The sequence below is a fragment of the Streptomyces sp. TSRI0107 genome (genome assembly GCF_001905845.1).
GTDB lineage: Bacteria > Actinomycetota > Actinomycetes > Streptomycetales > Streptomycetaceae > Streptomyces.
In genome coordinates this window covers 143488-156713 of the sequence record NZ_LIVZ01000006.1, presented here as the reverse complement: position 1 = coordinate 156713, position 13226 = coordinate 143488, and the positions used below count along the sequence as shown (strand labels likewise).

Genomic DNA, 13226 nt, shown 5'->3' with positions numbered 1-13226 from the left:
TCCCCGAATCGGTCCCTGAGCCGATCCGTCCCCGAGGTGTCCACGCCATGACCCAGCCGCCCCCTCCGCCGCCCAACCAGCCCCCGCAGGGGGGAGGGTTCGGCGCGCCCCAAGGCCAGCCCCAGGACCAGCCGCCGTCGGGTGGCTTCGGCGCCCCGCAGACGCCGCCCGCCCCGCAGCCGGGCTACGGCTACCCCCAGGCGCCCCAGCAGCCCCAGCAGCCCCAGGCGCCGCAGGGCCCGCCGCAGACCCCGCCCGGCGGCTACGGCTACCCGGGCCAGCAGCCCGGCCCGTACGGCGCCCCGGCGACCCCGGCGCCCGGCCCGTACTCCGGCCAGCAGCCGGGCGCGTACGGCCAGCAGCCCGGCTACGGCTATCAGCAGCCGGCGATGCCGATGCAGGCGCAGGCGGCCCCGCCGGCCGGCGGCGGGCGGAAGATCAACGCGCAGCTGGCGATCATCGTCGCCGCGGTCGTGGCGATCGCGCTGATCGTCGGCGGCGGTGTCTGGTACGCCTCCTCCGGCGACGACGACGGCAAGAAGGACACCGCGAGTTCCAGCGGCGGCACCGGCGGCGGTGACGACAAGGGCGGCTCCGGCGGCACCTCCACCAAGGGCTCGGAGAAGGTCCCCGGCAACACCGCGTCCAAGGTGCTGTTCCAGGTCCCGATGCCGAAGGTGGCGGAGGACGAGACCGTCGTCGTCGAGGGCTCCTGGCTCACCGACGAGGTGTACGCCAAGAGCGGCGTCGCCCAGATCGTCGGCTACGACCGCGCGAAGGGCACCAAGACCTGGACCGTCAAGCTGCCCGGTCCGGTCTGCTCCGCCAGCAAGCACATCACCGACGACGACAAGGCCGCGGTCGTCTTCCAGCCGAAGATGCCGGCGAAGGACTCCCACGAGGGCTGCAGCCAGGTCGCGGCGATCGACCTCGCGGCGGGCAAGACGCTGTGGACGAAGAGCGCCAAAACCGGTGACCGGCTGATCAGCTTCGACAACGTCACCGTCAGCGGGAACACCGTCGCCGTCGGCGGCACCAGCGGCGGCGCCGCGTTCGACGTGACGACCGGCAAGTCGCTGTGGAGCCCGAAGCCGACCGACACCTGCTACGACGCGGGCTACGGCGGCGGCCCCAAGCTGGTCGCGGTGCGCAAGTGCGGCCAGTACGGCGAGCGCGAGCTGCACATCCAGACCATCGACCCGAAGTCCGGGAAGGTGATCTCCGAGTACAAGATGACCAGGGGCATCGAGTACGCCAGCGTGGTGTCGACCGAGCCGCTGGTGGTCGCCGCCGACGTCGGCGACGCCGCGGGCGACGGCTCCGGCATCTCGGACTTCTTCTCGGTCGACAACAAGACCGGCAAGCTGCGCACCCGCATCTCCGCGCCGGGCGACGCCTACGCCGCCAAGTGCGACGGCATCTCCCGGATCGAGGACTGCGCCGGCCTCGCGGTCGGCAACGACCGGCTGTACATCCCGACCGAGGAGCACGACAGCGCCGGCAGCGACTACGGCCAGACCAACGAGATCGTCGTCTTCGACCTGGCCACCGGCAAGCAGACCGGCCAGCGCGCCGACGCCGGCGACGACTACACGATCACCCCGCTGCGCATGGACGGCGGCAACGTGATCGCGTACAAGTCGCCGCCCTACGACAAGGGCGGCCAGGTCGTCAGCATCGACGGCGGCACCTTCGAGGAGACCAAGCTGCTGGAGAACCCGTCCGACGAGACGGTCCGCGACGCGGAGACCAGCATGCAGCCCAGCTCCGCGGAACTGCTGTACTCGCAGGGGCAGCTGTACATGGCCGACGTGTACGCCAGCGGGTCCTCGTACGGCGGCCGGGAGTACCTGGCGATCGCGTTCGGCGCCACCGGCTGATTCCCCCACCCGGCGCACGCGCCGGAGCGCACGCGGCCCCGTCCCAGCTCAGGGACGGGGCCGCGCGCGTACCGCTCAACCCCGTCAACACCCTCGAAAGAGCGGAATTTCGGCGATCCGGGGCAGTTCTCACCAGGAGAGGGCAGCGCAACGTCGAACAAGCGTGTAGCTTCCGGGGGCATGAAAGGGCGTGGGTGCCGGGGGGCCCCGCGCCGGGGGCGTGGCCGGGGCGGAGCGGGACCGAAGAGCCGCCGCGGTCCGGGGTCTGTCCGTGTGATCCCGTGGGCATCCATAGGGGCGTCCACTGGGGGGACTTGGGGGGTTGCTCGATGGGAGTGCGGCTCATGGTGGTCGACGACCACCGTCTGCTCGCGGAGGCGCTGGCCTCCGCGCTGAAGCTGCGCGGGCACCGGGTGCTGGCCGCCGCCGCGCCCGCGGCGGGTGCCGCGGAGCTGGTGATCGCACGGGCACCCGAGGTGTGCCTGCTGGGGACGGCGGCACCGGCGGAGCCGGGGACCTTCGACCCGGTGGTGCGGATCAAGAGGGAGCGGCCGCAGGTGGCGGTCCTGGTGCTGGGGCCCGTGCCGTCCCCGCGCGGCATCGCGGCCGCCTTCGCGGCCGGGGCCTCCGGCTACGTACGGCACGACGAGCGCATCGAGGGCGTGGAGCGGGCCATCATGAAGGCACGGGCGGGCGAGGCGGCCGTCGCCCCGCAACTGCTCCAGGGCGCCTTCGGTGAACTCCTCAACCCCGCGGCCCAGCCCGACGACGAGGGCCAGCGTCTGCTGCAGATGCTCACCCCGCGCGAGGTCGAGGTCCTGGTCCGGGTCGCCGACGGCGAGGACACCCGTCTCATCGCCGCCGGGATGGGCATCGCCCCCTCCACCGCCCGCACCCATGTCCAGCGGGTCCTGATGAAACTGGGCGTCGGCTCCCGCCTGGAGGCGGCGGCCCTCGCGGCCCGTACGGGTCTGCTGGACCGCGCGGGGCCGCTGCGGACGCACGGCCCCGCCCCCGAGACGGCGACGGGGTCGGGGTCGGAACCGTAGCCGGCTCCGGCCCCGTGGGGGATCACCCGGGTGTCACTCGGGGGTGGGCCGGTCCTCCGCCTCCGGGACGGGACGCGGGGGCGGGGGAGCCGCGGGGCGGAGCTTCAGCCACGCGAGGAAGAACAGGCCGAGGAGCAGCATGCCCACGCCGGTCCACAGGTTGATGTTGACGCCCTGGGCCTTGTCGATCGCGGCGTCGTCGTCGGTCAGGCCGGTGATCGTGACGATGACGCCGTAGATCACGAACAGGCCGCCGATGATGCGGCGGATGTCGAAGAGCCGGGCGGCCGTCGCCGACTTGCCCTCCAGCTCGGTGACCTCGCGCTGGACGTCCTGTTCGCTGAAGCCGTGTTCGGGGTGCTCAGACATGCTCTCTCAATCCTCCCGCGTCAGAACGAGAACGGGATGTAGCAGACGGCGGCCAGGACGATCGCTCCCCAGCCCAGCAGCGCCGGCTTGCGGTACCAGGCCTCGTCGCCGGGCGCCGGCGGCTCGGCCATGCCGGGGGACGTGGTGCCGTAGACCAGGCCCTGCAGCTCCTCCATGGGCTTCGGCCTGGTGAACAGGGAGACGGCCACCATGACGACCGCGCCCGCGACGAAGCCCGCGATCGCGGAGACGAAGTTGGCGCCCTGGTCGGAGGGGATGTCGATGATGCCCTGCTTGTAGATGACGAAGTAGTTGACCATCGCGGCGGCGGTGCCCGCGAGCAGGCCCCAGAAGCCGGACTTCATCGACGCCCGCTTCCAGAACATGCCGATGATGAAGACCACGAACATCGGCACGTTGAAGAAGGAGAACAGCGCCTGGAGGTAGGCCATGATGTTCGAGAACGACCTCGCCAGGAACGCCGTGCCGATCGAGGCGAACACACCGATCGCGGTGATCAGCCGCCCGAACCGCACGTAGTACGCGTCCTCGCGGTCCCGCACCACGTACTTCGCCCAGATGTCGGTGGTGAAGACGGTGTTGAAGGACGAGACGTTGGCCGCCATGCCCGCCATGAACGCGGCCAGCAGCCCGGTCACGGCGATGCCGAGCACGCCGTTGGGCAGCAGCGACTGCATGAGGTAGGGGATGGCGTCGTTGTACTGGAGGTCGGAGTCGGGCGTGCCGATCTGCGGGACCAGCACGGCGGCGACCAGGCCGGGGATCATCACCAGGAAGACGATGAAGATCTTCGGGAACGCGGCGATCAGCGGGGTGCGCTGGGCGGCCGAGAGGTTCTTCGCGGACAGCGCGCGCTGCACCTCGGCGAAGTTCGTCGTCCAGTAGCCGAAGGACAGCACGAAGCCGAGGCCGAGGACGATGGTCAGCCAGTTGGCGCCGAGCGGGTTCTCGCTGCCGATGCCGGTGCCGCCCCAGGCGGTCATGAAGTCGGCGCCGTGCTGCTCGGTGAGCTTGTCCGACAGCCCGTCCCAGCCGCCGACGCTCCTCAGGCCGAGTACCGTGATCGGGATCAGCGCGGCGAGGATCACGAAGAACTGCAGCACCTCGTTGTAGATCGCCGAGGACAGGCCGCCCAGGGTGATGTACGCCAGCACGAAGAACCCGGCGACCACGATCGCCACCCATTCGGGCCAGCCCAGCAGCGCCTCGACGACGATGGCGAGGGCGTACAGGTTGACGCCGGCGATCAGGATGGCGGCGAAGGCGAACAGGATCGCGCTGAGCAGGTGCGCGCCCCGGTCGAAGCGCAGCAGCAGGAACTCGGGGACCGAGCGGACCTTGGAGCCGTAGTAGAAGGGCATCATCACCAGGCCGAGGAAGACCATGGCCGGGATGGCGCCGATCCAGTACCAGTGCGTGGTGTAGACGCCGTACTGCGCGCTGTTGGCGGCCATGCCCAGGATCTCGGTGGCGCCGAGGTTGGCGGCGATGAAGGCGAGACCGGTGACCCAGGCGGGCAGGGAACGGCCGGAGAGGAAGAAGTCGAGGCTGGTCTTCACCGACCGGCGGGCGGCGAAGCCGATGCCCAGCACGACGACGAAGTAGATCGCCAGGATCGTGTAGTCGAGCCAGTTCGTGGGGAGCCGCAGCTCGGCCGCGAGGTGGACGTTCTGTGGGGGGATCTGCATCCGGGCCTCACCTTGCTTGGGGTTCTTTGTTCGGTTGTGATGGTGACCGGCGTGGGGATTTGTGCTTTGATGTGTTCGGTTCTGTTTAAAGCTTTGCTGGGTGTACGGATGGAGAGTGGCGGTGAAGAAGACCTCGACCCGCTTGGCCGACGGTCGTGAGCTCATCTACTACGACCTGCGGGACGACGCCGTGCGCGACGCGGTGGACCGCCGCCCGCTGGAGCCCACGGTCACCGCTTCGGAGGTACGCCGGGATCCGCTCCTCGGCGACTCGGTCGCCATCGCCTCGCACCGGCAGGGGCGCACCTACCACCCGCCGGCCGACGAGTGCCCGCTGTGCCCCTCCGAGGGCGAGCGGCTGAGCGAGATCCCCGACTCGTCGTACGACGTCGTCGTCTTCGAGAATCGTTTCCCCTCGCTCGCCGGCGACTCCGGCCGCTGCGAGGTCGTCTGCTTCACCTCGGACCACACCTCGTCCTTCGCCGGCCTCGGCGAGGAGCAGGCGCGGCTGGTGCTGGACGCGTGGACCGACCGGACGTCCGAGCTGTCCCATCTGCCCTCCGTGGAACAGGTGTTCTGCTTCGAGAATCGCGGGGCCGAGATCGGGGTCACCCTCCAGCACCCGCACGGCCAGATCTACGCCTACCCGTTCACCACTCCGCGCACCGCCCTGATGCTGCGTTCGCTCGCCGCCCACAAGGACGCGACCGGCGGGGAGAACCTGTTCGACGCGGTCCTGGAGCGCGAGCTGGCCGGCGAGCGGGTCGTCCTTGAGGGTGAACACTGGGTGGCCTTCGTGCCGTACGCCGCGCACTGGCCGTACGAGGTCCACCTGTACCCGAAGCGCCGGGTGCCCGATCTGCTCGCGCTCGACGAGGGCGCGCGCTCAGAGTTCCCCAAGGTTTATCTGGAACTCTTGAGGCGCTTCGACCGGATCTTCGGCGAGGGGGAGCCGCCGACGCCGTACATCGCGGCCTGGCACCAGGCCCCGTTCGGCCAACTGGAGGAGTTCGAGGGCGTCACCCGTGACGACTTCGCGCTCCACCTGGAGCTTTTCACCGTCCGAAGGACTTCCGGCAAGCTGAAGTTTCTCGCGGGTTCCGAGTCCGGCATGAGCGTGTTCATCAACGACGTGCCGCCGGAGCGCGCGGCCGAGCGACTGCGAGAGGTAGCGAGTTGATGAGCGGTAAGTACCTGGTCACGGGCGGCGCCGGATACGTCGGCAGTGTCGTCGCCCAGCACCTGCTGGAGGCGGGGCACGAGGTCACCGTCCTCGACAACCTCTCCACCGGCTTCCGCGAGGGCGTCCCCGCCGGAGCCGCCTTCGTCGAGGGCGACATCCGCGACGCCGCCAAGTGGCTCGACTCCTCCTACGACGCCGTGCTGCACTTCGCCGCCTTCTCCCAGGTCGGCGAGTCGGTGGTGAAGCCGGAGAAGTACTGGGACAACAACGTCGGCGGCACCATGGCCCTGCTCGCCGCGATGCGCGAGGCGGGCGTGCGCAAGCTGGTGTTCTCCTCCACCGCGGCGACCTACGGCGAGCCCGCCGGCACGCCGATCACCGAGACCGACCCCACCGCCCCGACCTCCCCGTACGGCGCGTCCAAGCTCGCCGTCGACCACATGATCACCGGCGAGGCGAAGGCCCACGGCCTCGGCGCGGTCTCGCTGCGCTACTTCAACGTGGCCGGCGCCTACGGCGCGTACGGCGAGCGCCACGACCCCGAGTCGCACCTCATCCCGCTGGTCCTCCAGGTCGCCCAGGGCCGCCGCGACGCCATCTCCGTCTACGGCGACGACTACCCGACCCCGGACGGCACCTGCGTCCGCGACTACATCCACGTCGCCGACCTCGCCGAGGCCCACCTGCTGGCGCTGACGGCCGCCCGCCGCGGCGAGCACCTGATCTGCAACCTCGGCAACGGCAACGGCTTCTCCGTCCGCGAGGTCATCGAGACGGTCCGCCAGGTCACCGGCCACCCCGTCCCCGAGGTCACGGCCCCGCGCCGGGGCGGCGACCCCGCGGTCCTGGTGGCCTCCGCCGACACGGCCCGCGAGAAACTGGGCTGGAACCCGTCCCGCGCGGACCTCGCGGGCATCGTGGCGGACGCGTGGGAGTTCGCACAGAACCGCGCAAGCATCGCAAGGGAGAGCTGAGAGTGGGCGCACAGCAGGTGCGGGAGGGCTTCGCCGAGCTGTACGGGGCCGAGCCCGAGGGCGTCTGGGCGGCGCCCGGGCGCGTCAACCTCATCGGTGAGCACACCGACTACAACGACGGCTTCGTGATGCCCTTCGCGCTGCCGCACACCGCGCTCGCGGCGGTCTCGCGGCGCACGGACGGCGTGCTGCGGCTGCACTCCGCCGACGTCGAGGGCGGTGTCGTGGAGCTGCGGACCGAGGACCTGGTCCCCGAGTCCGACAAGGGCTGGACGGCCTACCCGGCGGGCGTGGTCTGGGCGCTGCGCGAGGCCGGCCACGCGGTGACCGGCGCGGACGTCCACCTCGCCGCCACCGTCCCGGCGGGCGCGGGCCTGTCCTCGTCGGCGGCCCTGGAGGTCGTGGTCGCCCTCGCCCTGAACGACCTGTACGAGCTGGGCCTGAAGGGCTGGCAGCTGGCCCGCCTGTGCCAGCGCGCCGAGAACGTCTACGTCGGCGCCCCGGTCGGCATCATGGACCAGACGGCCTCCGCGTGCTGCACCGACGGCCACGCGCTGTTCCTCGACACCCGGGACCTCTCCCAGAAGCAGATCCCCTTCGACCTCGCGGCCGAGGGCATGCGGCTGCTGGTCGTCGACACCCAGGTCAAGCACGAGCACAGCACCGGCGAGTACGGCAAGCGCCGCGCGGGCTGCGAGAAGGGCGCCGCGCTGCTCGGCGTGGACGCCCTGCGGGACATCCCGTACGGGGAGCTGGACGCGGCCCTCGAGCGCCTCGGGGACGAGGAGGAGGTCCGCCGCCTGGTCCGGCACGTGGTGACCGAGGACGCGCGTGTCGAGCGGGTCGTCGCCCTGCTGGAGTCCGGCGACACCCGGGCCATCGGCCCGGTGCTCGCGGAGGGTCACGCCTCGCTGCGGGACGACTTCCGCGTCTCCTGTCCCGAGCTCGACCTGGTCGTCGAGACCGCAATGGCCACCGGCGCGCTCGGCGCCCGGATGACCGGCGGCGGTTTCGGCGGCTCGGCGATCGTCCTGGCGGAGGCCACCGACGTCGACACCATCACCAAGGCCGTCGAGGAGGCCTTCGCCGCGGCCGGCTTCACGGCCCCACGCGTGTTCGAGGCGGTGCCGTCGCCGGGGGCCCGGCGGATCGCCTAGGCCCTGTCGTTTGGATCATCCCGGCGTCGCGGGGTCTGGCACGCACATCTGCCGCGTTGTCGTCAGTCGCCGACGCGCCGCGTCGACTCCCTCCTCCGCCTTGCAGCTGCACGCACCAGACCCCGCTCGACTCGGCCAGGACGCACCGTCCCTCACAGCCGGGTTGATCCAAACGACAGAGCCTAGGGGACTAGAGCTTCTTGGTCAGGGTGTACTCCGTGATCCCCGGCGGATAGTCGGGGATCACGCACACCACCTCGTAGCCCCGTTTCCGGTAGAACTCCGGGGCCTGGAAGTCCCACGTCTCCAGCCGCGCGGCCCCGCAGCCGCGCTCCACGCGGGCCACGCGCTCCGCCTCGGCCAGCAGCCGCCCGCCCAGCCCGGCACCCCGGTGGCGTTCGTCCACCCAGAGATACGTCACGTGCAGCCAGGTCGCCCAGGTGTGGCCGACCAGTCCGCCCGCCAGCCCGCCCGCCGCGTCCGACACCCAGACGTGCAGCGGGACTTCGCGCTCCGCCGGCGTGCCGCGCAACGCGGCCAGGACCGGTGAGGCGGCGGTGTTGGTGGCGCGCAGCCGCGAACGGAGAAGATCGCGCCGGGTCTTGTCGACTTCTGTCTCAAGACGAAACATGCGGCTCACCATAAACGCGTCGGACTGCCAGTTCTGCAAATAACCTTCCGCCGCAGGCCCCCACCCGTACCCTGATGAACAGCGCCGGTGGGGGCCGGTGCTGTTCAGGGGGCGAGACAAGGTCGGGTACGGCGCCCCGAGCGGGGGTAGCAGTCATGGCACGGCGGCGGCCGTGCGGTTGTGGTTGCCGCAACCCTAGGGCGTCGTACCCGCGCCGGTGTCTCCTTCTCCGGGTCTTTCCGGACCAGTGGGGGTTTTCAGTGGTTCGCATCCGTGTCCTGGTCGTCGACGACCACCGCATCTTCGCCGAGTCGCTCGCGGCGGCCCTGGCGGCCGAGCCCGACGTCGAGGTGTCCGCCGCGGGCAGCGGCCCGGCCGCGCTGCGCAGCATGGAGCGGGCGGCGGCCGAGGGCCGGCGCTTCGACGTGCTGCTCGTCGACGCCGACCTGGGCGGCACCGCGCCCGGGATACGGCCCGCGGTGGCCGCCGTACCGGCGCAGCGGGAGAGCGGCGAGGAGGGCGTCGTCGACGGGATCTCCCTGGTCGCCGGCGTGCGCTCGGCGCAGCCCGGGGTGCGGGTCGTGGTGCTGGCGGAGAAGGACGATCCGCGGCGCGCCGCGCTGGCGCTGCAGGCGGGCGCCTCCGGCTGGGTCGCCAAGGACTGCTCGCTGTCCCGGCTGCTCACCGTGGTGCGCGGGGTGCTGCGGGACGAGACCCATCTGCCACCCGCGCTGCTCACCGGGGTGCTGCGGGAGCTGACGGCCGCGCGCAAGCACCGCACCGAGAGCGAACGGCTGGTGGAGTCGCTGACCCCGCGCGAGCGGGAGGTGCTGCGCTGCATGGTGGCGGGACTGGGCCGCAAGGCGGTCGCCGAGCGGCTGTTCCTCAGCCCGCACACCGTCCGCACGCACATGCAGAACGTGCTCGGCAAACTGGGCGTGCACTCCACCCTCGCCGCGGTCGCGCTGGCCCGGCGGGCCGGGGTGGGGCCGGTCGACCTAGCCGGGGATGTTGTCGAACGGGGCGGTCAACTGGCGTAGCAGCGCCGCCAGTTCCCCACGCTGGGCGCGGGACAGCTCGGCGAGGATGGCGCGCTCCTGGTCCAGCAGTCCGGCGAGGGCCTGGTCGGCACGGTCACGGCCCTCGTCGGTGAGCCGGACCAGCACGCCGCGCCGGTCGCTGGGGTCGGGCAGCCGCTCGACCAGGCCCTTCTTGGCCAGCCGGTCGATGCGGTTGGTCATGGTGCCGGACGTCACCAGGGTCTGGGTCAGCAGCTGCCCCGGGGAGAGCTGGTAGGGCGTGCCCGCGCGCCGCAGCGCGGTGAGCACGTCGAACTCCCAGGGCTCCAGACTGTGCTCGGAGAAGGCCAGCCGACGTGCGCGGTCCAGATGCCGGGCGAGCCTGCTCACCCGGCTGAGCACTTCGAGCGGTTCCACGTCGAGGTCCGGGCGCTCCCGGCGCCACGCTGCGACCAGCCGATCGACCTCGTCCTCCATGACGATCAGTGTAGTGGTTGTGTCGACATGAAGTCTCTTGACGTCAAGATACCGCTGGGGGCAGGCTGGACACTGCCAGAGACAGGAGGCCTCTCATGCCCACCCCCGTCTGGGACCCGGCCCAGTACCTGCGCCACGCCGGCCACCGAGCCCGCCCCTTCACCGACCTCCTCGCCCGCGTCCCCGGCCTCCCCGGCGACCGGCCCCGCATCGCCGACCTGGGCTGCGGCCCGGGCAACGTCACGGCGCTCCTCGCCGACCGCTGGCCCGGCGCGCACATCACCGGCTACGACAACTCGCCCGAGATGCTGGCGCAGGCGCGGCCGGGGCCCACCGCCGGCGGCGGCCGCCTCGACTTCGCCCACGCCGACGTCCGCACCTGGACGCCCGCCGAGCCGCACGACCTGATCGTCAGCAACGCCACCCTCCAGTGGGTCCCCGGCCACGCCGACCGCTTCCCCGACTGGATCGCCGCCCTCGCCCCCGGCGGCACCCTCGCCTTCCAGGTCCCCGGCAACTTCGACGCCCCCAGCCACCGCCTGCTGCGGGACCTCGCCGGCTCCCCGCCCTGGCGCGACCGCCTCGCCGCGGCCCTGCGCCACGAGGACGCCGTCCACACACCCACCGAGTACCTGCGCCGCCTCACGGCCCTCGGCTGCACCGCCGACGTCTGGGAGACGACGTACGTCCATCTGCTCACCGGAGAGGACCCCGTCCTCGACTGGGTCAAGGGAACCGCCCTGCGGCCCGTCCTCACCGCTCTCGCCGACGATCCGCGGGCCCGGGAGGAATTCGTCCACGCCTACCGCGAAGCCCTGCGCGAGGCGTACCCGGCGACCGGCCACGGCACGCCGTTCCCGTTCCGCAGGGTGTTCGCGGTGGCGCACAAAGAGGCCTGACCGTCCGGCGGCCGGGCCCGGCATGATCGGCGAGACGCCCCCTAGCTCTTGCGGTGCCCTATCAGCCGCGGCTTCTGCTCCAGGCCGTCCAGCCCGTGCCACGCCAGGTTCACCAGATGCGCCGCCACCTCAGCCTTCTTCGGGCGGCGCACCTCCAGCCACCACTGGCCGGTCAGCGCGACCATGCCGACCAGGGCCTGGGCGTACAGGGGAGCGAGCTTCGGGTCGAAGCCGCGGCTCTTGAACTCCTTGCCGAGGATGTCCTCCACCTGGGTGGCGATGTCCGAGATGAGGGACGCGAAGGACCCCGTCGACTGGGGGATGGGGGAGTCGCGGACGAGGATCCGGAAGCCGTCCGTGTACTCCTCGATGTAGTCCAGCAGGGCGAACGCGGCCTGTTCGAGCAGCTCCCGCGGGTGCCCGGCGGTCAGCGACCCCGTCACCATGTCCAGCAGGCGCCGCATCTCGCGGTCCACCACCACCGCGTACAGGCCTTCCTTGCCGCCGAAGTGCTCGTACACCACCGGCTTGGAAACCCCCGCCTTCGCGGCGATCTCCTCCACCGACGTGCCCTCGAAGCCCTTCGCGGCGAAGAGGGTGCGACCGATCTCCAGCAACTGCTGGCGGCGCTCCGCACCGGTCATACGGGTACGGCGGGTACGCCGCGGCTTGTCACTGTTCGAGGTACTGCTGGAGTCGGTCGGCACGGCCTCCATCATGCCGCCTCGGCGGTCTCCTTCCGGTGCCGGGAGCCGTCTTCACCGCTGTTGCGACGCGAATCGATACGCGAGCGTGACGGCCAGCGCACGTCGTACGCCCAGCCCAGCTGTTCGAACCAGCGGATCAGCCGGGCCGACGAGTCCAGCTGGCCGCGCTCCACCCCGTGCCGCGCGGACGTCGGGTCGGCGTGGTGCAGGTTGTGCCAGGACTCACCGCAGGACAGCACCGCCAGCCACCACACGTTCCCCGAACGGTCCCGCGACTTGAACGGCCGCTTGCCCACCGCGTGGCAGATCGAGTTGATCGACCACGTCACGTGGTGCAGCAGCGCCACCCGGACGAGCGAACCCCAGAAGAACCCGGTGAACGCGCCCCACCAGGACATCGTCACCAGACCGCCGATCACCGCCGGCAGCGCCAGCGACACGACCGTCCACAGGATGAACTGCCGGGAGATCGCCCGCAGCGTCCTGTCCTTGATCAGGTCCGGCGCGTACTTGTCCTGCGGCGTCTGCTCCTCGTCGAACATCCACCCGATGTGCGCCCACCACAGGCCCTTGATCAGCGCGGGCACCGTCTCGCCGTACTTCCACGGGGAGTGCGGGTCGCCCTCCGCGTCGGAGAACTTGTGGTGCTTGCGGTGGTCGGCGACCCAGCGCACGAGCGGGCCCTCCACCGCCATCGACCCGGCGATCGCCAACGCGATCTTCAGCGGGCGCTTGGCCTTGAAGGAACCGTGGGTGAAGTGCCGGTGGAAACCGATCGTGATGCCGTGACAGCCGAGGTAGTAGAAGAAGACCAGCAGGCCGAGGTCCAGCCAGCTCACCCCCCATCCCCACGCCAGCGGCACGGCCGCGATCAGCGCGAGGAACGGGACGGTGATGAAGAGCAGCAGAGTGATCTGCTCGACGGACCGCTTCCGCTCGCCGCCCAGAGTGGCGGACGGCAGCGGCGCGGCGGCCTCGGATGCCGACTTCGGAGCGTCGTCGATCACGTCCGAGCTTGTGGTCATGGGCGTCCCCTGTGGGGTCGATGGTTGGGGCAGGGTGCCGGGTCAGGGAACCGCGGGCTCCCTACGGTTCCGTAACCTACGGCGTCGTAAGTATGGCAGCGCCTCGCCCGGCGGCAAGAGCCCGAGAGTCTGCGCGTCCGCGTCGAC

At 71.3% G+C, this 13226-nt stretch carries 13 protein-coding genes; 7 read left to right on the top strand and 6 right to left on the bottom strand.

Going from position 1 to position 13226, the window contains the following annotated elements; all coding sequences use genetic code 11:
* Positions 1 to 47 precede the first annotated feature (47 nt).
* Positions 48 to 1880 (top strand): outer membrane protein assembly factor BamB family protein, encoded by a 1833-nt coding sequence (locus AMK31_RS17205; RefSeq protein WP_073941416.1) that lies wholly within the window; start codon positions 48 to 50, stop codon positions 1878 to 1880.
* A 329-nt stretch (positions 1881 to 2209) separates the two neighbouring features.
* The gene (locus tag AMK31_RS17200) at positions 2210 to 2929 is read left to right on the top strand and encodes a helix-turn-helix transcriptional regulator (protein ID WP_073941415.1); all 720 of its coding nucleotides are present in this window, start codon (positions 2210 to 2212) and stop codon (positions 2927 to 2929) included.
* A gap of 33 nt (positions 2930 to 2962) precedes the next feature.
* Here AMK31_RS17200 and AMK31_RS17195 read toward each other — a convergent pair whose 3' ends face one another.
* Together AMK31_RS17195 and AMK31_RS17190 are read right to left on the bottom strand one after the other, a co-directional pair.
* Positions 2963 to 3298 carry a hypothetical protein gene (locus AMK31_RS17195; RefSeq protein ID WP_073941414.1) on the bottom strand — a complete coding sequence of 112 codons (336 nt, stop codon included), beginning with the start codon at positions 3296 to 3298 and terminating at the stop codon, positions 2963 to 2965.
* Between the two features lie 20 nt (positions 3299 to 3318).
* Positions 3319 to 5007, bottom strand: a complete 1689-nt coding sequence (locus AMK31_RS17190) for a sodium:solute symporter family protein (RefSeq protein WP_073941413.1) — start codon at positions 5005 to 5007, stop codon at positions 3319 to 3321.
* Between the two features lie 121 nt (positions 5008 to 5128).
* Here AMK31_RS17190 and galT point away from each other — a divergent pair, with 121 nt between their 5' ends.
* The 3 genes from galT to galK are packed head-to-tail and all read left to right on the top strand — an operon-like array spanning position 5129 to position 8321.
* Positions 5129 to 6187 (top strand): galactose-1-phosphate uridylyltransferase, encoded by a 1059-nt coding sequence (gene galT / locus AMK31_RS17185; RefSeq protein ID WP_073941786.1) that lies wholly within the window; start codon positions 5129 to 5131, stop codon positions 6185 to 6187.
* A complete protein-coding gene (galE, locus tag AMK31_RS17180) occupies positions 6187 to 7164 on the top strand; it encodes a UDP-glucose 4-epimerase GalE (protein WP_073941412.1) in 978 nt (325 codons plus the stop codon). The genes galT and galE overlap by 1 nt, the downstream gene beginning before the upstream one ends.
* Before the next feature lie 2 nt (positions 7165 to 7166).
* A complete protein-coding gene (gene galK / locus AMK31_RS17175) occupies positions 7167 to 8321 on the top strand; it encodes a galactokinase (protein WP_073941411.1) in 1155 nt (384 codons plus the stop codon).
* A 190-nt stretch (positions 8322 to 8511) separates the two neighbouring features.
* Here galK and AMK31_RS17170 read toward each other — a convergent pair whose 3' ends face one another.
* Positions 8512 to 8964: a GNAT family N-acetyltransferase gene (locus tag AMK31_RS17170; RefSeq protein ID WP_198948502.1), complete on the bottom strand. Its 453-nt coding sequence runs from the start codon at positions 8962 to 8964 to the stop codon at positions 8512 to 8514.
* A 248-nt stretch (positions 8965 to 9212) separates the two neighbouring features.
* Between AMK31_RS17170 and AMK31_RS17165 the strand changes: the two genes are divergently transcribed.
* Positions 9213 to 9992, top strand: coding sequence for a LuxR C-terminal-related transcriptional regulator (locus tag AMK31_RS17165; RefSeq protein WP_073941410.1), 780 nt, complete (start codon positions 9213 to 9215; stop codon positions 9990 to 9992).
* On the opposite strand, the gene tamR is transcribed toward AMK31_RS17165, so the two are convergent.
* A complete protein-coding gene (gene tamR / locus AMK31_RS17160; RefSeq protein ID WP_019753616.1) occupies positions 9951 to 10448 on the bottom strand; it encodes a MarR family transcriptional regulator TamR in 498 nt (165 codons plus the stop codon). The genes AMK31_RS17165 and tamR overlap by 42 nt on opposite strands.
* Before the next feature lie 95 nt (positions 10449 to 10543).
* On the opposite strand from tamR, the gene AMK31_RS17155 reads away from it, so the two are divergent.
* Positions 10544 to 11347, top strand: coding sequence for a trans-aconitate 2-methyltransferase (locus AMK31_RS17155; RefSeq protein ID WP_073941409.1), 804 nt, complete (start codon positions 10544 to 10546; stop codon positions 11345 to 11347).
* 41 nt (positions 11348 to 11388) lie between these two features.
* Here the strand turns inward: AMK31_RS17155 and AMK31_RS17150 are convergent, their stop codons facing one another.
* Both AMK31_RS17150 and AMK31_RS17145 read right to left on the bottom strand, forming a co-directional pair.
* Positions 11389 to 12066 carry a TetR/AcrR family transcriptional regulator gene (locus tag AMK31_RS17150; RefSeq protein WP_073941408.1) on the bottom strand — a complete coding sequence of 226 codons (678 nt, stop codon included), beginning with the start codon at positions 12064 to 12066 and terminating at the stop codon, positions 11389 to 11391.
* Positions 12063 to 13079, bottom strand: a complete 1017-nt coding sequence (locus AMK31_RS17145; protein WP_073941407.1) for an acyl-CoA desaturase — start codon at positions 13077 to 13079, stop codon at positions 12063 to 12065. The genes AMK31_RS17150 and AMK31_RS17145 overlap by 4 nt, the downstream gene beginning before the upstream one ends.
* Between the last annotated feature and the right edge of the window lie 147 nt (positions 13080 to 13226).